The following is a 19305-nucleotide window of genomic DNA, read 5'->3' on the forward strand; positions in this document are numbered from 1 at the left end:
GAAGCAGGAGCTGTCGGCTCTTCGCGAAGAATTGTCCAGCTTGCAGCAGGTTAAGGAGAGCCTGGAAAGCGAAATGTTGTGCCTGACGCTGGACGCCGAAGGTCGGGTGGAATGGGCGAATGCCAATTTCCTGCAGGAGCTGGCTTACCAGTCGAGCAATATTGTTGGGCGCCCCATCGAAGATTTGGTACCAGTTCATGTACGCAGGGATGAGTTCCAGCAGCGCTTCAACAACGCACTGCGACGTGGCGAGCACTTCGCTGGCACTGTGCGGTTGATGCGTGGCAATGGCCTGGAAGTGTGGCTGCGCTCGATCGTGCAGCCGGTGCGCAGTTCCGATGGGCGCATCAAGCATTTTTCGATTTACGCCAGCGACCTGACCCGCACCATCGAAGCATCGCGCGAGCATGAAAACCTGATTACTGCACTGGTGCGTTCCACCGCTGTGATCGAGTTCGACCTGGGCGGCCATGTGCTCACCGCGAATGATCGGTTCCTCGGCGGCATGGGTTACAGCCTGGCGCAGATCCAGGGCAAACATCACCGTATGTTCTGTGAGCCGCAGGAGTACAACAGCGCCGAGTACCAGAACTTCTGGAATCGTTTGAACAACGGTGAGTTCGTCGCCGCGCGCTTCAAACGTGTGGACAGCCGTGGGCATGTGGTGTGGTTGGAAGCTACCTACAACCCGGTGATGGACGCCAATGAACGCCTGTACAAAGTGGTCAAGTTCGCTACGGTGATCACCGATCAGGTCAACCGTGAACAAACGGTGGCCGACGCCGCGAACATTGCGTACACCACCTCCCTGCAAACCGACAACAGCGCCCAACGCGGCACCACGGTGGTGACTCAGGCGGTGGAAGTGATGCGCGATCTGGCTACGCACATGCAACAGGCCGGTGAAGGCATTGAGGCGCTGAACGCGCAATCCCAGGTGATAGGCACCATCGTCAAGACCATCAGCGGCATCGCCGAGCAGACCAACTTGCTGGCGCTCAACGCGGCCATCGAGGCAGCGCGCGCCGGCGAGCAGGGCCGCGGTTTTGCGGTAGTGGCCGATGAGGTCCGCCAGTTGGCGTCGCGTACCAGCAAAGCCACCGAGGAAATCGTCGGTGTGGTGCGTCAGAACCAGGACATGGCCCGCGATGCGGTAGCCCTGATGACCGACGGCCGTCTGCAAGCCGAGCAAGGTCTGGCCCTGGCGGCGGAAGCGGGCACGGTGATTGTGGAGATCCAGGACGGCGCACAGAAGGTGGTCAGCGCTGTGGGGCAATTCGCGAACCAACTGTCGACCTGACCCGTAGGGCTCATGCTTGAGGTATCGTAGGTTTTTCCGTTTAGAAGAGCCGATCCTCCATGAGCCCTGCCCACTGCCGCCCCGTTCCGCTGTCCAAGGCCTATCGCTTGCTCAACCACGGCCCGACCGTGCTGGTCAGTGCGGCCCACAACGGCCAGCGCAATATCATGGCGGCGGCCTGGGCCATGCCGCTGGACTTCGAACCGCCGAAAGTCGCTGTGGTGCTGGACAAGGCCACCTGGACCCGTCAGCTGTTGGAAGGCGCCGGCACGTTCGTGGTGCAGGTGCCCTGCGCGGTCCAGGCCGATCTGGTTCAGACAGTCGGCAATACCACCGGCACCGAGCGCGACAAGTTCGCCACGTATGGCTTGCAAACCTTCAGCGGTGAACACACCGATGCGCCCTTGCTGGAAGGCTGCGTAGCCTGGCTGGAATGTCGCCTGCTTCCCGAACCCCACAACCAGCAGACCTATGACCTGTTCCTCGGCGAAGTGGTCGCGGCCTATGCCGACGAGCGGGTGTTCAGTGAAGGCCACTGGCACTTTGAAGGTCATGATGAGTTGCGCACTTTGCACCATGTAGCCGGCGGCAATTTCCTGAGCATCGGCCAGCCGATTGTGGGGCGGCAGCTCTAAGCCTCACCAGCGTGCGTTTGCCAGCGCCTCGGCAAACGCCATCAATTTTGGCGAGTACTGCCGGGATGGCGGGTAGACCAACGAGATGCCCCGGCTGCGCCCGGCGACTGTCTCCAATACTGGCACCAGGCGTCCTGTGGCCAGGTCATCCCGCACGGCGAAATCCATTACCTGGGCAATGCCAAAGCCTCCCACGGCGCCGTCGACCATCGCATCACCGATATCAAAGATCAGCCGCCCCTCGACACTGACGTCCTGCACTTTGCCGTCGATCATGAATTGCCAATCCACCATACGGCCGGTACGTAAGTTGCGCACGGTGAGGCAGTGGTGGTCCTTGAGTTCATCAATTGTCTGCGGAGTACCAAAGCGCGCCAGATAGGCGGGTGCGGCAACGGTGATCCATCGCAGGGGTGCCAGGTTGCGGGCGATCAGGCGTTGGTCCTGGATTTCTCCGGTGCGCAACAACGCGTCGAAGCCTTCATCGACGATATCCACCAGGCGGTCGGTCATTACGGCTTCGATGCGCAACTCGGGGTAACGCAAGGTCAACTCGCCGATGACCGGCATCACCACCTTGCGGCCGAACAATGAAGGTGTACTGATTTTCAACAGGCCCGATGGGCTGCAGCGACGGTCGAGCATCAGCTTTTCGGTTTCGGCCAGTTCCGCCAGCAGCGGCGCGCTGCGCTCGTAGAGCATCTGGCCATCGGGGGTCAGGCTGACGCTGCGCGTATTACGTTGCAGCAGGCGCACGCCCAATTCGTTTTCCAGGCGTGAGATGGCGCGGGATAGGCCCGACTGAGTGAGCCCCAGATCACCCGCCGCACGGGTAAAACTGCGGGCTTCGGCCACGCGGACCAGTAGGCGAACAGCATTCAGATCCATGATTAAAGTCATTACTGAAAGAGTGGTAGGGCTATTTATCACTTGGTCGGCATAAAAGACACTGGCGGCACTTCATTTTCGGACAGGACGCTGTGATGTCTCCCTCTCGACCTTCAGGCTGGATGCTGGCGTTACTGGCCACCGCTCAGTTGATCATCGCCCTTGATGCCACCATCGTATTTGTGGCGCTGCCGCAGATCGGCACTCACTTGGATTTCTCTGCCCAGCAATTGCAGTGGGTGGTCAGTGCCTACAGCGTAGCGTTTGGCGGTTTCTTGTTGCTGGGTGGCCGTGCCACTGACTTGTTGGGCAAGCGCCGCCTGTATCGCGTGGGCCAGTCGCTGTATGCGCTGTCGTCGCTGGCGGCAGTGGTCGGCGGCAGCGCGGTGTTGCTGGTGTTGGCGCGAGCAGTGCAGGGCGTGGGCGGCGCGCTGTTGTTCCCGGCGACCCTGGCGTTGATCAACACCCACTACGCCGAAGGGCCGGCACGCAACCGTGCGTTCGCGGTATGGAGCGCAGCGTCAGCCGCGGGGTTGGCGCTCGGCGCCTTGCTCGGCGGTGTGCTGACCCAGGTGTGGGGTTGGGAGGCGGTGTTTCTGGTCAACGTGCCGTTGGCTGGCGGTTGTGCATGGGCGGCGCGTTATTGGATTCCTGCCGATGGCGCGCGGGCCCACGGCCGTAATTTCGATATCAGCGGCGCGCTGACCGTGACCGTCGGCGGTACGTTGCTGGTGTTTTCCCTGGTGCAAGGCCCCGAGTGGGGCTGGGCGGCACCGTCGACCCTCGGTTGTATCGCCTTGGCTGTGGCATTGCTGGGGCTGTTCGCCTGGATTGAACATCGCGGCCGCGATCCGCTGATGCCGCTGCGCTTGCTCGCTTATCGAGAATTGCGCATGGCCATGGTACTGACGGCAGTGTTCATGAGCAGCTTTGGCGTGCAGTACTACTTCCTGGCGCTGTATTACCAGCAGGTCTACGGCTACAGCGTCTTGCAAGCGGGCTTGGCGTTTTTGCCGGCAACCTTGGTGTGCACATTTGGCATCTGGCTAGCGGAACGCTCGATGGCGCGGCTGGGGCTGCGCAACACCTTGGTCAGCGGGCAATTGGCCGGCGCGGTGGGGATTGCGCTGGTGTGTTGGGCATTGCCCACCGGGGTGGGATTCTGGTCCCTGCTGCCGGGGATTTTCATCCTGAGCATTGGCCAGGGCATGACGTGGACGGCGATGTGGGTGGCAGCCGGGCTAGGCATCCGTCCTGGGGAGCAGGGCGTGGCGGCGGGGATGGCGTCTACCAGCCAGCAGATTGGTGGCGCGTTGGGGTTGGCGGTGTTGGTGTCGGTGGCCAATGCGGGTGGGATCGAGTTGGCGTTGTGGTGGAGTGCGGCGATTGCGCTGGTGGGAGCGGTGTTGGTGCTGGCGCTGAAAGAGCGCCATCCCATGTCGAACTCATCACAGCAAGCCCACATTTAGAGTGCATGTTTAAAACGCTGACTCAGCGCCCGAGCATCTTCACCCACCGGGACGGCGGCATGCCGTAGGTGCTGCGAAACTGCCGGGTCATGTGGCTCTGGTCGGTGAAGCCGGCGATCAGCGCGGCGTCCACCAGCGACTGTCCCTGCGCCAGCAGACTGCGCACCAGGTCCAGGCGGCGCATCGTCAGGTAGCGGTAGGGGCTGGTGCCGAACAGCACGCGAAAATCCCGCGACAATGCCCAGCGGTCGCGGCCAGCGTGATCAGCGATTTCGTCCAGGGTGATGCTGCGGCCCAGGGTGCTGTGGATAAACTCCCGGGCGCGCTCGGCGGCTACGTAATCGAAGGTCTTACGGCTGACGATCGCCCCCGACGCATTGTTGAGCGCATGGGCCAGGTCGAACATCGCGTCCTGTTCCTGCAACGGGTCAATCGGATGATCGAGGTTCTGCAGCAGCACTTCGCTGGCGCGGAACAGCCTTGGGTCAGTGGATAAACCACTGGGGATAAACGGCAGCGGCTTGCCGCCGAGTATCTGCTGAATCAGTGACGGCTCCACGTAGATCATCCGGTACTTGAAGCCTTCGTCGCTGCCGGCGTGGCCGTCGTGGGTCTCGTCGGGATGAAGCACCATGGTCGTGCCGGGCAGGCTGTGGATCATGTCGCCGCGGTAGTGAAAACTCTGCACGCCAGACAAGGTACGCCCGATGGCGTAGGTGTCATGGCGATGTGGATCGAACGCAAAGCCCGCAAAGTACGCCTCGATACGATCCAGGCCGCTGGCATGCGGGGCGCGGTGCAGCCAGTCGAGAGTGTGGGTGGGGTTGCCCATGGTGGCGTGTCACAAGAAGAGATGGAAATACGTTAACCCAGTCTGCAACCCTTGTCTGCCGGGGTCTTGTACGATTGTGCAGGCGGTGGGCGAGGTCTATTCTCCTTGCTCGTCCCTGCGCTGATGGAGCTGCCCAATGGAAGTTATCAACCCCGCCTACGTGGCTCCCCTGGTCTCGCTGGCCCTGCTGTGGACGGTGGCGGTGATCACGCCTGGGCCCAACTTCTTCAACACGGCACAGTTGGCTGCCAGTTGTTCGCGCCGCCATGGCGTGGTGGCTTCGGCGGGCGTGTCCACCGGCACGATCATGTGGGGGCTGGCGGGTGGCCTGGGCATCAAATCGCTGTTTACCGCTGCGCCCATGTTGTACCTGGCGTTCAAGATCATCGGCGGCTGCTACCTGATTTACCTGGGGCTGAAACTGTTCAAGCGCTCGGCACCGGCGATGGGCCAGAGCCTATTGCCGGATGACACGCGACGTTCGCTGTTTTCCGCGTGGCGCCTGGGGTTGTTGGGCAACCTGTCCAACCCCAAGGCCGCGTTGTTCGTCGCCACCATCTTCGCCTCCACCATGCCGCCGTCTCCGTCGCCGATGCTGCTGACCCTGGCGGTGATCACCATGGCCAGCTTGTCGTTCAGTTGGTATTCCTGCGTGGCGTTGGTGTTTTCCAGTGCGCGCATGGCCAACCTCTACAGTCGCTCACGCAAATGGCTCGATCGTTTTGCCGGCGGTTGCTACGTGTTGTTCGGCGCACATCTGGTAGCGAATCGCTGACTGCCCATGGTAAGAAGCCTTACTTTCAACAGTGAGGCGAGTCATGAGCAAGGTGCGGGTGGGGATTATTTTTGGTGGTCGTTCGGCTGAGCACGAGGTCTCGTTGCAGTCGGCGCGCAATATTGTCGATGCGCTTGACCGTGCACGCTTTGAGCCGGTCCTGATCGGCATCGCCAAGGCCGGCCACTGGCACCTCAACGACACCTCGAACTTCCTGATCAACCAGGAAAACCCGGCACTCATCGCCCTTAACCAATCCAACCGCGAACTGGCGGTGGTGCCCGGCAAAGCCAGCCAGCAGGTGGTGGAAACCTCCGGCAACGGCCTGCTGGCACACATCGACGTGATCTTTCCCATCGTCCACGGCACCCTCGGCGAAGACGGCTGCCTGCAAGGCCTGCTTCGCATGGCTGACTTGCCTTTCGTCGGCTCCGACGTGCTCGGCTCGGCAGTGTGCATGGACAAGGACATCAGCAAGCGCTTGCTGCGCGACGCCGGCATTGCCGTGACGCCGTTCATTACCCTGACCCGCAGCAACGCCGCGCGCACTTCCTTTGAAACTGCGGTGAATAAACTCGGCCTGCCGATGTTCGTCAAACCGGCCAACCAGGGCTCTTCGGTGGGTGTCAGCAAGGTTGGCAACGAGGCCGAGTACCACGCCGCCGTTGAATTGGCCCTGGGGTTTGATCAAAAGGTGCTGGTGGAATCCGCCGTGCGCGGCCGCGAAATAGAATGCGCGGTGCTGGGTAACGAAAACCCCGTTGCAAGCGGCTGCGGCGAGATCGTGGTGAGCGGCGGTTTCTACTCCTACGACAGCAAATACATCGACGGCCAGGCGGCCCAGGTGGTGGTGCCGGCTGATATCAGCCATGAAGCCAGTGAGCGTATTCGCCGCTTGGCCCTTGAAGCGTTTGACGTGCTCGGCTGCGCAGGCTTGGCGCGGGTCGATGTGTTCTTGACCGACGACGGCGAAGTGCTGATCAACGAAATTAACTCACTGCCCGGCTTCACCCGCATCAGTATGTACCCCAAGTTATGGCAGGCGGCGGGGATGAGCTACAGCGAGTTGGTGAGCCGGTTGATTGAGCTGGCGCTGGAGCGGCATGCGGGGCGTAAGGGGTTGAAGATCAGCCGCTAACGGATGGGGTAAATACCTGTGGCGAGCCCGCTCGCCACAAGGGGGCGTAGGTTCGTCAGGGTTTACGAGCAATCCACGAATAAATCAACGTCTTCGCTTCCGCCGGGTGATGGGTTCTCCTGCGATAGCTGGCAAACGTCGGCGAGGTGCAGTAAGTGCATACCTCGCTCACGTCGATCTGCTCTCGCTTGATACCCGCCGCTTGCAGCAACAACAACCCATAGCCGCTCAAGTCAAACCATGCGCTACCTGCTTGCCTTGCATGGGGCGGGCTAATTTCCGGTGACCGCAGCGGTGCCGGTTGCTCCAAGCTCCACGGTGCCATGCAGTGTTGCCACAGGTGCCCCTGGTCAATCTGGAACTCGGCAATAAACCCTTCGCTCACCTCATAACAGCACGGCTTGATCGAAGGGCCGATAGCCACTTGCAACTGGTTGGCTGGTATCCCCTCGGCAGCAAAGCGCTGGATGACGTTGGCGATAATCCCGCGTTGCAGCCCCTTCCAACCGCCATGTACTGCGGCGACCCGTTCGCCCGTTTTCGACGCGAACAGAATGGGCAGGCAATCTGCGGTGATCACCGCGATCGGGTGAGCGTGGTGCGTCAACACACCATCGGCCTCGATCGTGTTGGGTACCTGGCCCGCCTGCCATTCAATCACTGAGGCGCTGTGCACTTGCTTGCAGATGAACACGTCATCCGGGCGCAGTGGGTCATCTATCGAACAGAAACCGTGGTCGATGCCAGGGATGGCAACGAGATTTTCAGCCTGATGCAAGGGATCACCTCCGTTCAATAAAGTCAGTCGCCGAGCGCTTCGCCTTCGCGACGAGGGTCGGCGCCACCGCTCAGCGATACCTTGCCCTGGGCGTCCCGCTTGAGCACGATGGCCTGTATGCCGCTGGTCATGTCGATCTCGCTCAGTGCATGGCCCTTGTCCTTCAACGCCTGCTTCAGCCCTGGGCTGAACAAACCGGCCTCCAACTCGGTAGCGCCATTGCGACTGCCGAAGTTGGGCAGGCTGATGGCGGCTTGGGGGTCGAGGTTCCAGTCGAGCATGGCCACCAGGGATTTGCTCACGTACTCGATGATTTGGGAGCCGCCCGGCGAACCGACCGTGGCCAGCAACTCACCGCTCTCGCGGTCGAACACCAGGGTCGGCGCCATGGCCGAGCGCGGGCGTTTGCCGGGTTGTACGCGGTTGGCTACCGGCTGACCGTTCTCTTCGGGGATGAATGAGAAGTCGGTCATCTGGTTGTTGAGCAAAAAGCCCTGGACCATCACATGGGAGCCAAACGCGGCTTCCACCGTGGTGGTCATCGACACGGCGCCGCCCATGTCGTCCACGGCCACCACTTGGGAGGTGGAAATGCGCAATGGCGAACGGTCCGGCGCGTAGGCCACTTGTATGCCCGCAGGCTGGCCTGGCTTGGCGATGCCCATGCTGCGCTCACCGATCAGCGCGGCGCGTTGGGCCAGGTAGTTGGGCGCGACAAGGCCGGCGGTCGGCACCGGCGTAAAGTCTGAATCAGCCAGGTACAGCGCGCGGTCGGCGAAGGCCAGGCGACCGGCTTCGGCGATCAGGTGCACGGCCTCGGGCGTCGGCTCAAACCCGGCAGGCAACGCGCTTTTTATCGGTGTCATCGGTGCGATAGCCAGGCGCGGGTCGCGGGCTTCCAGGGCCTGCAACGTACCAAGGATCTGCGCGACCGCAACCGCGCCTGACGACGGCGGCGGCATGCCACAGATTTTCCAGCGTTTGTAGTCGGTGCACAGCGGTTCGCGCTCCTTGGCGGCGTAACCCTTCAGGTCGGCCTGGGAGAGGCTGCCCGCATTGCGATTGCCCTGCACTTTGCGCGCAATTTCATCGGCAATTGGCCCGTGGTACAGCGCATCAGGGCCCTCGTTGGCGATGCGCTTGAACACGGCGGCCAGCGCCGGGTTTTTCAGCAGCGTGCCGGTGGCTTTGGGTGTGCCATCGGCGTTCAGAAAGTAGGCGGCCATCTCCGGCGATTGCGCAATAAATCGGTCAGCCGCGATCAGGCTGTGCAAGCGTGGTGAAATGGCGAAGCCCTGTTCCGACAAACGAATCGCTGGCTCAAACAGCTCGGCCCATCGCAGTTGACCGGTCTTCTTATGGGCCATCTCCAGGGCGCGCAGCACACCGGGCGTACCCACCGAGCGCCCGCCAATCTGCGCGTCGGTGAAGGTCATCGGTGTGCCGTCGGCGTTCAGGAACAACCGCTCCGTCGCGCCTGCCGGCGCCGTTTCCCGACCGTCATAGGCGTGCACCTTTTTCCCGTCCCACAGCATGATGAACGCGCCGCCGCCAATGCCGGAGGATTGCGGCTCCACCAAGGTCAACACCGCCTGCATGGCGATCGCTGCATCAATCGCCGAACCGCCTTTGCGCAACATCTCGCGCCCGGCTTCGGCGGCCAGCGGGTTGGCGGCGGCGGCCATATGGCGTTCGGCGTGTTGAGTGATCAGGTCGGTGCGATAGCCCGAGCCCAGCTCCGGTGCCGGCGGCTGTTCGTTGACCGGGGTGTGACAGGCCGCAAGGGCCAGGGCTGCGGCAATAACCGACAACTGACGGCGAGAAATCGAAAGCACGTGCTGAACTCCGTTCATTTTGAGAATGATCTGTTGTCCTTGGGGGCAGCGGTTTACAGGTGCGTCGCAGTGAGCACTCCGTGTGTGGGGAGGCTGGGACACTAACAGTGGCAAAGGAGGGCGTCAAAAGCGGCCTACCCTGGGGTAGGCCGTGTGGCTCAAGTGATCAGAAGTCCCAGCGGGTGGTCAGCATGAAGTGACGCGGCGCGCCGTAGATGGCGGAGTTATAGAAACCCACGTTGGTGTAGTAGTACTTATCGAATACGTTATTCAGGTTCAGCGTCGTCGACAGGTTTTTGGTGAATTGGTAGCGCGTCATCAAGTCCACCACCCAGTAGGACTCCTGGGAAAACGCGTCCGTCGTTCCTTTGGGCCCGTTGTAGATGTCCTGCCACACCGTGTTCTGCCAGCGCAGGCCACCGCCGACGCTGACTTTGTCCAGATCGCCCTTGAGCTTGTAGATGGTGAACATGCTCACCTGGTCCTCGGGCTCGAAAGTCGAGATTTTTTTGCCGGCATCGTCGCGCACCACTTTGTGGGTGTAGCCGCCCTGCAACTGCCAGCCGGGGGCGATTTCGCCGGACAGCTCCAGCTCATAGCCCTTGGTCGTCGCGTCGGTACCCTTGAAGGCAAAGTTGGGCGGGGTTGGGGTCTGGTTGTTGTATGCATCGTCGGGCAGGGAGCGGTTGCTTTCCTTGACTTCGAAGTACGCCAGGCTGGCGTTCAGGCGACCGTCGAGGAATTCGCCCTTCAGGCCCACTTCGTAGTTCTCGCCTTCGTCCGGGTCGATCAGCTTGCGGTTACGGTCGAGGTTGTAGCTTTCCTGGGGCATGAACACATCGGTGTAGCTGACATAGGCCGACAGGTTGTCCGTGAGGTCATAGATGGCCCCGGCATAGGGAATGAAACGCCCGGTCTCTCGGTAGGTGTCAGTGGTGCCGGTTAGGGTGTAGTCGACCACGCGCCCGCCGAGCAAAAGTTTCAGATCGTCGGTGAGGTTCCAGCGGGTGGTGACGTACATGCCGGTCTGGCGAATGGTGTCGTCGATGACTTGTGAGGCCACGCCCCAGTCCGGCTTGGCCAGGTTGCCGTGCCAGTTGAAGTAGTCGACCAGGTTGGCGGTGGGGAAGGTTTCGTCCCAATAGCCCTTGCCCTTCCAGTGGGCGGTGCTGATGGAGCCGCCGACCACCAGGTCATGTTCGCGACCGAGGAAGTTGAACGGACCGCTGAGGTACAGGTCGGCGGAATCGCTGGTGGTCTCGCCTTTGTAGCGCTGGGCGTTAATGTCGGCAGTGCCATCCGCTGCCGGCTGGTAGAACTGGATCGCACCCATCTGGGCATCGTAGCCATTGAGCTTGTGGTCCAGTTGCAGCTTGGTGACCCAGCCGTCGCCGAGGTCGTGCTCCAGGTTCGCGAACACCGTGCGGGTGTATTGCTGCCAACTGCTCCAGTCGGTGGCATTACTGAAAGACCGCTTGGCGTCGTTGAGCGCACCCGAATAGTTGAACAGCGGGAAACTGCCGGACCAGGTCGAACCTTTGGGTTTGCTGTCCTGATAATCGGCGCCCACGGTGAGCAGGGTGTCGGGCGATAGATCGAATTCGAGGATGCCGTAGAACACTGAGCTTTTGTTGGAGTAGCGGTCGATCCAGGACTTGTTGTCCTGATATGCCGCTACTGCCCGCCCGCGCACATTGCCGGTTTCGGTCAGTGGGCCGCTGACGTCCACTTCCGTGCGGTAGTGATCCCAGGTGCCCGCCGCGGTGGTGATATGGCCGAGGAATTCCGACGTGGGTTTCTTGCGTACCAGGTTGATGGTGCCGCCCAGGGAACCGGCGCCGCTTAGCAGGCCAGAGGCGCCTTTGAGTACTTCGACACGGTCATAGATCGCCATGTCGCTCAGGGTGTTGCCAGCCGAATAGGCCACGTTGCGCACGGCCGAGGGGATGCCGTCGTACTGGAAATTGTTGATCGAGAAACCGCGCGAATAGTAGTTGCTGCGGTCGGTGTCGTAGGCCGAAACGGTGATACCGGGCGTGTGGCGCATCACGTCGTCAACGCTGTCGAGGGCGAAGTCATCCATGTGCTGGCGCGTGACGACGCTGATGGACTGTGGTGTTTCCCGGGGCGTCAGTACCAGGCGCGTAGCCGTGGCGATGGTCCCCGGGGTGTAGGAGCCAGTGCCTTCGGTGACGGTGCCCAGTTGGTTGCTGATCACCGTGGTGGTGCCCAGTTGCAAGGCCGCGCCGGGTTGTTCGGTGCGGTTCAGTATCACCGCGTTGGGGCCGTTGGGCTCGAAGCTCAGGGGCGTGCCTTTGAGCAGTTGGGCCAGCGCTTCCAGGGCGGTCATGCGGCCGCTGACGCCGGGCGATTCGACGCCCTGAGCGAGGTCCGCCGCGTAGGCAATTTGCAGCCCGCTCTGCACACTCAATTGATCCAGGGCATTGACCAGCGACTGACGCGCTATCGCGAAGCTGCGGGTGTCCGCCGCTTCGCGAGTGGCTGGCTGGCCTGCTGGCTCCACCGCAACCGCCGGGCTGCACGCCAGGCAGATGGCGAGCGCGAGCATGCTGCGGGCATGGGTCGGATTGAGTGTTGGAAAGTGCATGTGAGCCCCGTTAGAAATAGGAATGATTTGCAAAGGCAAAGTTCTTGACGGGTTGAACCTTCGAAAGCCGTAAAACTTTTCGAAGGTATCGGGGGCTCTGTGTCAGCGAATCACCAGGATGCCACCGGGCAGTCGCTGGGCGTGGGTGGACGTGACTTTACTCAACGCCTGTACGATCGCCAGGGGGTCGTCCAACTGGTAATTCCCGCTGACCCGCTCACCGGCGGCGGCATCGTTGAATAACAGGATCGGCGCCGGGTAGTAACGCTGGATCTCTTTCAGCACCTGCACCAATGGCGCGTTCTGGAATGACAGTCGCCCGTTGATCCAGGCCATCTGCCGTTCACTGCCTTCCAGGGACCGCGGTTGCAGTTGACCATCTCGTAGCTGTTGCCAGTTACCCGCCTGCAGCAGGCTCTGCTCGCCCTTGCGGTTGGCGAAGCGCACCTGGCCTTCGCGCACGGCGACAGTGACCTCCGAGTCTCGCTGGCTGACGCTGAATTGCGTGCCGACCACGGTTACGCTGGCCTCGTTGGTCTCGATGCTCAGTGGGCGTTTAGAGTCGTGGGCGGCCTCGACGTAGAGCTCGCCACGCAATAGCTTGATGCGCCGCTGGGCGCCGTCGAAGGCGGTGCTGATTGCGCTGTGGCTGCCCAGCACGATGTGAGAGCCATCTTCCAGGTCAAAGCGTTCCAGCTGCGCGACGTCGGTCATGTGATCGGCTTGCAGGCGCATCGGCACGTCGGCCATCCAACCGATGCCCAGTGCGAGCAACAGGGTCGCGGCGGCAGCCACAAAACGTGTCTTGGGAGGCTTGGTGGTTACCGGGGAAGGGGGCAATTCAAGGTCGACGGCGAGGTCTTTCAAGGCTTGTTCGAAGGCGCGGGCTTCCCACAGCGTCTCCACTTCGGCATAGGCGGTGGCGTGCAGGGGATCGGCCGCGCGCCACTGCTCAAAGCGCTGACGGGTGATGAGGTTGCGCGCACTTTCATCGCGCAGGGCGAACCAATCAGCCGCCTGCTCACGTACTGCTTCGGGAATGACGGGACGGTCAATCATGGTAGGTCGTTTGCTTGACGCAGGCAGTGAGGGCTTGGCGCAGGTCTTTTTCCACCGTACTCAACGACACCTGCAGGCGCTGGGCGATCTCGCCTTGGGACAGGTCGTGCAGTCGATGCAATACCAGGATGTGTTGCTGGCGTTTGGGCAAGGTAGCGAGCACCTGTTGAAACCGCTGCAGTTGCTGCTGGCCCTGAGCCTGGCTCTCCGGTCCGGGTGCCATTGTGGGCACCTCGACAACCAGGCTTTCGGCCAAGTGGCACTCGTAGCGCCTTTTACTGCGCACACTGCGCAAATGATCAAAGGCCAGATACTGCGCAGTTTGATAAAGAAACGGCTTCAAGTGTTCGATCGGGCGGGTGTACAGCGCCTTAGCTACCTTCAGATAGGTTTCCTGGGCCAAGTCCTCCGCCTGGCTCGAACAGCCGACGACGCGCGACAGCATACGGATTAACGCACTGCGCTGCCCGATGAAAACGGCGCTGAGTTTTTCCTGATCCCCTGGCGTCCCTGTCTCCATGGCCCCTGATACCTTGATGCTGCATTGCGCGGATAGCGGGCATACTATTGAGAAGCTGTCTCATTTGATAGGGTGATGGAAGATTTGTTTGTCGACGCGTCAGCCCAGTCGCAACACCATCGCCCCGGCGGCAATGATGCACGCTGCCACGATGCGGGCGCGGGTCAACTGCTCTTTGAGCACCAGCGCCGAGATCACGACGCCAAACAGAATCGAGGTCTCCCTGAGCGCCGCAACCGTGGCAATGGGGGCCGCGGTCATAGCCCACAGCGCCAGGCCATAGGACGCGACGGTTCCGAAGCCACCTATCACGCCGGGGCGCCAGTGACGCGCCAGATAGCGGCTGAATTCGCGTCGACGGCGGGCCAATGCCCATGCGCCGAGTGGGATGCCGGTCAACAGGAATATCCACAACGTGTAGGCCGCCGGGGCACCGGATTTGCGCACACCTATTCCGTCGATGAGGGTGTAGCCCGCGATGACAGCCGCGTTAAGCAGCGCAAGGAGTATCCCTTTACGCTGACCGGCTGAAGGGGCTGCTGCCATGCTCAAAATACCGATGCAGATCACGGCAATGCCGAGCCAGGCAAATGCGGACAAGGATTCGGACAGCAGCCCTAAGCTCGCCGTCGCCACCAGCAACGGCGCGGTGCCCCGCATGATCGGGTAGGTCTGGCTCATGTCGGCAACGCGGTAGGTCGAGGCGACCAGTACGAAATACAGCACCTGGAATATCACCGACGCGCCGATGAAGGGCCAGCTTTGCGTCGCAGGCACTGCCAGGAACGGAATGACCGCCAGCGCGATCAGTGAAGCGAAGGACGCGATCATGCACGTGGTCAGCAGCTTGTCGTCACCCCCCTTGACCACTGCATTCCACGTGGCATGCAGCGCAGCGCCCAGCATGATGATTACGAACACATCAAGGCTCATGAAGGGATGTCCTATGGGGTTCAGCGCAGCGTCGTGGAGGTAGACCGTTGCGAGTATGCCTCAGCACTTTTCTACAGGCATAAAAAAACGGCCTACCTTTCGGTAAGCCGTTTTTAGTACTTGGTGGCTACACAGGGACTTGAACCCCGGACCCCAGCATTATGAATGCTATGCTCTAACCAACTGAGCTATGTAGCCAAGTGGCGCGCATTATTCGCGCAGAACGGGAATGCGTCAAGCATTTTTATTAAGAATTTTTCTACGCTTTCAATTGTTTATCGAAAATGGCCGTGTTGGCTGGCCGTAGGCGGCGTCTACACAGGTATGGGGCTGGGGAACGTGCGGATGATTGCCGGGGGATTGCTCGGGCGGATGTTTGGTTTTACCGGGATGGCGGCGCTGCTGGGACACCGGGCGGATGCTCATGACATCAAGTGGGTTTACACACTGGGCTCGGTCTTTGCGCTGTTTGGGAGATTGGCGCTCTTTCTTGCGCGCATGCAAGAGGCCTGATTCGGTTGGGCAAATATCCCTGTCGCCCAACGTTTGGCTAGTCAGCCAGATTTAAGGTTGAAAAGGGTTGTGGGTGGCGCGCTTGAGCTGTTCGCGTGCACGCGACAGACGGGAGCGAACGGTGCCGATAGGGATATCCAATACGTTGGCCGTATCCTGGTAACTGCCGTCGGTTTCCAGCGAGGCGTACATCGTCTTTCGCATTTCCGTCGGCAAGTGGTCGATGGCGCTCAGCGTGTTCTCCAAGCGGCGGTTGATCTCAAATTCCCAATCCAGGTTGTTGGTTTCCTCGTGGCCATGCCACAACGACTCATCAAATTCGCAATGTACGGGTTTGGCGTACATGCGCCTGAAGTGATTGCGGATCAGGTTCTGTGCGATGCCGCACATCCAGGTGCTAAGCGAAGCATTCCCGCAGAATCGCTCGCGGTTGCGCCAGGCTTCCAGGTACGTGAGTTGCAGAAGATCATCCGCATCTTCCGGATTGAGTACGCGCTTGTGAATGAAACGTTTGAGTTTTTTTTGCTGGTCGTCTGTCAGGTGAAGCATGAATTGAGGTGAGCTGCCAACGAGCTGAGCTAAAGCTCCGATAGGGATATTCATGATTTTTTTCCTTAGGGTAGACGCAGTCGAGCGGGAGTCGACAGCACCCTTTTGCACTCCCTGTGCCAAAAGAAAAAAATCGTAAGTTATTGATTTATTTATATAAATATTTTGAGTCGTGGCGATTTCACGCAGTACTTTGCATGGAGCACGGAAGGCTCGTGCAAATTTTTTCACACGCTGTGTGCGATCAGATTTCGATGGAACCGTATGCATAGGCACTGCCACAGAGGGACACACTCTCTCCCTGTACTGGCGTGCCCATGAAAGTTGAATCCAACAACGATGTGCAAACAATCCGCCCCTTGGATCAAGCGGTTACCAGCCCCTCCTCAGTGCCTGTGCCCGCGAAGGGCGTTGATGAGATGGGACATATTTTCAATCAGGAGGTGGAGCTCAACAGCCGGGCGCTGAGCGGGCGGAAGATGGGGTTGCGTGTGTGCCCGGTTGAGCAGCTTGTGCAGCTTTATAATCAGTTGGGCCATCCGGCCCAGAAGAGCATGGCTTCCATTTCACGAAGCATCATTGAGCAGTTGCGCAAGAGCATCAGTACTGAGGAATTGGTCAGCCTCGCGGGAGGTGACCCGGCGCGTGCGTTCGTAGTGCTCAACTACGTGACGGCCCAGGCAGACAGCGAAGTGCGTCCGTCCGAGGCTGCATTGGCACGCGATGCCATTGCCCAGCTGCAACTCCGGTTCAAAGGGGAAATTCAGGCAGGCCTGAACATTGCTACGGCGTTGCAGGCAGCTGTGGCCGACCCGCATGAGCGCCAGAAACTGCGCCAGCTTTACTACGCTAGTGTGGTCACGCGCCAGTCCTTGGCAACCATGATGCAGGCTTTGCTGGGTGATTACGGTGGCGAGCGGTTTCGCGACGTGCTCAACGCGATGCGTAAGGCCTTGGCGGATGACCTGGCGGCCCTGGTGTCGTCAATGCCCACACCTTTGTTGCGCACTTTGCTACTGGGTCTGCAAAGCTGCGGGCAGTTGAGCGCGGTGTTATCCGGTTGTCACACGTTGATCCAGCGTTTGAGTATTGAGCATGACGCCGTGAGCTTGCTGCAACGCATACTGGGGTACGCCGGCGGCGGTATCTCTGTCGATGAAATGCTGCGGTTGGGAAACGATTTGGGTGGCGGTCCGGTTGACCGACAAATGGCATCCCTCAATGCGCTCTACCCGCTGTTTCAGCAGTTGCCCTTGGCCTTGTGGCCCGACAAGCGGGTCCGCCAGGAGTCCCTGCAGATTCTTTTGACGCTGATCGGTGAGTTGGACCGAGCCGTGCGTGGCCCCTTACGGTTTGCCGGTGAGCCGAGGCCCATGACGTGACGGCTGTGTCAGCCGTCAACCGTATATTGCTCAAAGTGGCACAGCGCGCCGAGGTGTTGGGCGCTGTGGTGGTCATGGCCATCGTATTTATCTTTATCGTGCCGCTGCCCACCTGGCTGGTGGACATTCTGATTGCCCTCAATATCTGCATATCGTGCCTGTTGATCGTTCTTGCGCTCTACCTGCCGGGCCCCCTGGCATTTTCGTCCTTCCCGTCGATCCTGTTGTTGACCACCATGTTTCGATTGGCACTGTCGATTGCAACCACGCGTTTGATCCTGCTGGAGCAAGACGCCGGCGACATCGTCGAGGCCTTCGGCAATTTCGTGGTGGGAGGCAACTTGGCGGTGGGGATGGTGATTTTCCTGATCCTTACCCTGGTCAACTTCCTGGTGATCACCAAGGGTTCGGAGCGGGTTGCCGAGGTTGCGGCGCGGTTCAGTCTGGATGCGATGCCGGGCAAGCAGATGTCCATCGACAGCGACTTGCGTGCTGGTCTGATTGACGGCGCGCAAGCACGAGACAAGCGGGAGCAGTTGTCCCGTGAGAGCCAATTGTTCGGCGCCATGGATGGGGCCATGAAGTTCGTCAAGGGTGATGCCATCGCGGGGTTAATCATCGTTGTGGTCAACCTCTTGGGCGGCTTCTCTACGGGCATGTTTCAGCACGGTTTGAGTGCGGCTGATTCGATGGCGTTGTATTCGGTCCTGACCATCGGCGATGGCCTGATTGCGCAGATTCCGGCGCTGCTGATCTCCCTGACTGCCGGCATGATCATCACCCGTGTTGCACCGGAGGGGCGCAAGGGCGTCAGCAACATGGGCGCTGAAATCGCCCGGCAAATGACCAGCGAGCCCAAGAGCTGGATGATCGCTTCGGTGGGGATGCTCGCGTTTGCGATAGTGCCCGGCATGCCGACCGGGGTATTTGTCTTTATTTCGCTCATAACCGGCAGCCTTGGGTATTACCTGATGCGCCAGCGTCAACGACAAGCGCAACCCGCGTCCGAAACCAGCGAAGCCGTGCGTCCTGAGGAGAACGGAAAAGAGGACTTGCGCGGGTTCGACCCGTCGCGCCCCTACCTGTTGCAGTTTCCGCCAGTTTTGCGTGGAACGCCGGAGGTGATGGAGCTGATTCACGGGATCCGCCAGTCTCGAAATGCTCTGGTTGCCAACATCGGCCTGACACTGCCGCCCTTCGAAGTCGAACTCGATGACTCGCTGGCCATCGACGAGATGCGTTTCTGTGTGCATGAAGTGCCGATGGTCAAGGCGTCGGTTGTCAGCCTGCTTGCCGTTGATCGTAACGCGTTGAAGGGTGAGCATGAGCACGGAGTACGGGGGCTGGCTGAGCGTGATGAGCAGGAATGGATCTGGCTGGAGCCGGATGATCCATTGCTTGATGATCCGCAATTGGAGCGTTTCACGGCGACAAGCCTGATCCTTGAACGCATGAAGCAGGCCATGATGCTCAGTGGGCCTCAGTTCCTGGGGATCCAGGAGAGCAAGTCGATCCTCAGTTGGCTGGAGCACAACCAGCCGGAACTGGTGCAGGAACTGCAGCGAATCATGCCGCTGTCACGGTTCTCGGCAGTGTTGCAACGCCTCGCCAGCGAAGGGGTACCGCTGCGGGCTGTGCGACTGATCGTCGAATCGCTGATCGAGTACGGCCAGCATGAGCGTGAGCCGGAAGCATTGGCTGACTATGCGCGAATTGCACTCAAGGCGCAGATCTTCCACCAGTACAGCGAGGCCGACGGTCTGCATGCCTGGCTGCTGTCACCACACACTGAAAACATCCTGCGTGAAGCATTGCGACAGACTCAGACGGGTGTGTTTTTCGCGCTTGACGACGACAACAGCGCCGCGTTGATCAACCTGCTCAATCAAGCTTTTAGTTTGAGGGCCAAGAGCAAGAGCGTGATGTTGGTGGCGCAGGACCTGCGCAGCCCCTTGCGGACCTTGCTGTTGGAAGAGTTCAACCATGTCCCGGTGCTGTCGTTTGCCGAGTTAGGGAGTACCTCAAAGGTCAAAGTGCTGGGGCGCATCGACCTGGGCCAGGACGAACTGATGCGTGGTGCGGTGGCATGAG

Annotated in this window: 16 protein-coding genes, 1 tRNA gene and 2 pseudogenes; 9 read left to right on the plus strand and 10 right to left on the minus strand. The window is 60.5% G+C overall.

All coding sequences use genetic code 11. The features are described from left to right. Nucleotides 1-73: 73 nt before the first annotated feature. The 3 genes and pseudogenes from BW43_RS29560 to BW43_RS17720 form a co-directional block, all read left to right on the plus strand. A pseudogene (locus BW43_RS29560) lies at nt 74-757 on the plus strand (PAS domain-containing protein); the annotation flags it as partial. A gap of 111 nt (nt 758-868) precedes the next feature. Next, nucleotides 869-1300 (plus strand): annotated as a pseudogene (locus BW43_RS29565) (methyl-accepting chemotaxis protein); the annotation flags it as partial. A gap of 59 nt (nt 1301-1359) precedes the next feature. Next, nucleotides 1360-1935 carry a flavin reductase family protein gene (locus BW43_RS17720; protein WP_032886061.1) on the plus strand — a complete coding sequence of 192 codons (576 nt, stop codon included), beginning with the start codon at nt 1360-1362 and terminating at the stop codon, nt 1933-1935. Nucleotides 1936-1938: 3 nt separating this feature from the next. On the opposite strand, the gene BW43_RS17715 is transcribed toward BW43_RS17720, so the two are convergent. Continuing rightward, entirely contained in the window at nt 1939-2823 is an 885-nt protein-coding gene (locus BW43_RS17715; RefSeq protein WP_032886062.1) for a LysR family transcriptional regulator, read from the minus strand. Nucleotides 2824-2945: 122 nt separating this feature from the next. Between BW43_RS17715 and BW43_RS17710 the strand changes: the two genes are divergently transcribed. Continuing rightward, a complete protein-coding gene (locus BW43_RS17710) occupies nt 2946-4292 on the plus strand; it encodes an MFS transporter (protein WP_099601914.1) in 1347 nt (448 codons plus the stop codon). Nucleotides 4293-4314: 22 nt separating this feature from the next. On the opposite strand, the gene BW43_RS17705 is transcribed toward BW43_RS17710, so the two are convergent. Further along, entirely contained in the window at nt 4315-5124 is an 810-nt protein-coding gene (locus tag BW43_RS17705; RefSeq protein WP_032886066.1) for an AraC family transcriptional regulator, read from the minus strand. A 136-nt stretch (nt 5125-5260) separates the two neighbouring features. Here BW43_RS17705 and BW43_RS17700 point away from each other — a divergent pair, with 136 nt between their 5' ends. Both BW43_RS17700 and ddlA read left to right on the plus strand, forming a co-directional pair. Continuing rightward, nucleotides 5261-5899 carry a LysE family transporter gene (locus BW43_RS17700; RefSeq protein ID WP_032886068.1) on the plus strand — a complete coding sequence of 213 codons (639 nt, stop codon included), beginning with the start codon at nt 5261-5263 and terminating at the stop codon, nt 5897-5899. 43 nt (nt 5900-5942) lie between these two features. Further along, complete coding sequence (gene ddlA / locus BW43_RS17695) at nt 5943-7037, plus strand: D-alanine--D-alanine ligase (protein ID WP_032886070.1); 1095 nt, start codon at nt 5943-5945, stop codon at nt 7035-7037. Between the two features lie 55 nt (nt 7038-7092). Here ddlA and pgeF read toward each other — a convergent pair whose 3' ends face one another. The 7 genes from pgeF to BW43_RS17660 form a co-directional block, all read right to left on the minus strand. Next, nucleotides 7093-7815, minus strand: coding sequence for a peptidoglycan editing factor PgeF (pgeF, locus tag BW43_RS17690; protein ID WP_032886072.1), 723 nt, complete (start codon nt 7813-7815; stop codon nt 7093-7095). Between the two features lie 23 nt (nt 7816-7838). Next, nucleotides 7839-9668, minus strand: coding sequence for a gamma-glutamyltransferase (ggt, locus tag BW43_RS17685; RefSeq protein ID WP_032886074.1), 1830 nt, complete (start codon nt 9666-9668; stop codon nt 7839-7841). A gap of 148 nt (nt 9669-9816) precedes the next feature. Beyond that, entirely contained in the window at nt 9817-12258 is a 2442-nt protein-coding gene (locus tag BW43_RS17680; protein WP_081797674.1) for a TonB-dependent siderophore receptor, read from the minus strand. 102 nt (nt 12259-12360) lie between these two features. Next, the gene (locus BW43_RS17675) at nt 12361-13317 is read right to left on the minus strand and encodes a FecR domain-containing protein (protein ID WP_032886077.1); all 957 of its coding nucleotides are present in this window, start codon (nt 13315-13317) and stop codon (nt 12361-12363) included. Beyond that, the gene (locus BW43_RS17670) at nt 13310-13837 is read right to left on the minus strand and encodes an RNA polymerase sigma factor (protein WP_032886079.1); all 528 of its coding nucleotides are present in this window, start codon (nt 13835-13837) and stop codon (nt 13310-13312) included. Before BW43_RS17670 ends, BW43_RS17675 begins: the two co-directional genes overlap by 8 nt. Before the next feature lie 99 nt (nt 13838-13936). Continuing rightward, the gene (locus tag BW43_RS17665) at nt 13937-14770 is read right to left on the minus strand and encodes an EamA family transporter (protein WP_032886081.1); all 834 of its coding nucleotides are present in this window, start codon (nt 14768-14770) and stop codon (nt 13937-13939) included. A 121-nt stretch (nt 14771-14891) separates the two neighbouring features. Then, nucleotides 14892-14968, minus strand: a tRNA-Met gene (locus BW43_RS17660). On the opposite strand from BW43_RS17660, the gene BW43_RS29570 reads away from it, so the two are divergent. Continuing rightward, complete coding sequence (locus BW43_RS29570; protein ID WP_155989958.1) at nt 14936-15283, plus strand: hypothetical protein; 348 nt, start codon at nt 14936-14938, stop codon at nt 15281-15283. The genes BW43_RS17660 and BW43_RS29570 overlap by 33 nt on opposite strands. A 51-nt stretch (nt 15284-15334) precedes the next feature. Here BW43_RS29570 and BW43_RS17655 read toward each other — a convergent pair whose 3' ends face one another. After that, entirely contained in the window at nt 15335-15886 is a 552-nt protein-coding gene (locus tag BW43_RS17655) for an RNA polymerase sigma factor (RefSeq protein ID WP_032886085.1), read from the minus strand. Between the two features lie 263 nt (nt 15887-16149). Here BW43_RS17655 and BW43_RS17650 point away from each other — a divergent pair, with 263 nt between their 5' ends. Further along, complete coding sequence (locus BW43_RS17650) at nt 16150-17214, plus strand: TyeA family type III secretion system gatekeeper subunit (protein WP_032886086.1); 1065 nt, start codon at nt 16150-16152, stop codon at nt 17212-17214. Beyond that, nucleotides 17211-19304, plus strand: coding sequence for a type III secretion system export apparatus subunit SctV (sctV, locus tag BW43_RS17645; RefSeq protein ID WP_032886088.1), 2094 nt, complete (start codon nt 17211-17213; stop codon nt 19302-19304). Before BW43_RS17650 ends, sctV begins: the two co-directional genes overlap by 4 nt. Nucleotide 19305: the final 1 nt, after the last annotated feature.

The sequence above is a fragment of the Pseudomonas sp. RIT357 genome, assembly GCF_000632245.1.
GTDB classification, from domain to species: Bacteria; Pseudomonadota; Gammaproteobacteria; order Pseudomonadales; family Pseudomonadaceae; genus Aquipseudomonas; species Aquipseudomonas sivasensis.

Bases quoted from the DNA above. Each gene is read 5' to 3' on its own strand.
- BW43_RS17715 (WP_032886062.1), bottom strand. From the start codon at position 2,823: ATGGATCTGAATGCTGTTCGCCTACTGGTCCGCGTGGCCGAAGCCCGC.
- BW43_RS17650 (WP_032886086.1), top strand. From the start codon at position 16,150: ATGAAAGTTGAATCCAACAACGATGTGCAAACAATCCGCCCCTTGGAT.
- BW43_RS17710 (WP_099601914.1), top strand. From the start codon at position 2,946: ATGCTGGCGTTACTGGCCACCGCTCAGTTGATCATCGCCCTTGATGCC.
- BW43_RS17705 (WP_032886066.1), bottom strand. From the start codon at position 5,124: ATGGGCAACCCCACCCACACTCTCGACTGGCTGCACCGCGCCCCGCAT.
- BW43_RS17655 (WP_032886085.1), bottom strand. From the start codon at position 15,886: ATGAATATCCCTATCGGAGCTTTAGCTCAGCTCGTTGGCAGCTCACCT.
- BW43_RS17665 (WP_032886081.1), bottom strand. From the start codon at position 14,770: ATGAGCCTTGATGTGTTCGTAATCATCATGCTGGGCGCTGCGCTGCAT.
- BW43_RS17675 (WP_032886077.1), bottom strand. From the start codon at position 13,317: ATGATTGACCGTCCCGTCATTCCCGAAGCAGTACGTGAGCAGGCGGCT.
- BW43_RS17720 (WP_032886061.1), top strand. From the start codon at position 1,360: ATGAGCCCTGCCCACTGCCGCCCCGTTCCGCTGTCCAAGGCCTATCGC.
- BW43_RS17670 (WP_032886079.1), bottom strand. From the start codon at position 13,837: ATGGAGACAGGGACGCCAGGGGATCAGGAAAAACTCAGCGCCGTTTTC.
- BW43_RS17700 (WP_032886068.1), top strand. From the start codon at position 5,261: ATGGAAGTTATCAACCCCGCCTACGTGGCTCCCCTGGTCTCGCTGGCC.
- ddlA (WP_032886070.1), top strand. From the start codon at position 5,943: ATGAGCAAGGTGCGGGTGGGGATTATTTTTGGTGGTCGTTCGGCTGAG.
- BW43_RS29570 (WP_155989958.1), top strand. From the start codon at position 14,936: ATGCTATGCTCTAACCAACTGAGCTATGTAGCCAAGTGGCGCGCATTA.
- ggt (WP_032886074.1), bottom strand. From the start codon at position 9,668: ATGAACGGAGTTCAGCACGTGCTTTCGATTTCTCGCCGTCAGTTGTCG.
- BW43_RS17680 (WP_081797674.1), bottom strand. From the start codon at position 12,258: ATGCACTTTCCAACACTCAATCCGACCCATGCCCGCAGCATGCTCGCG.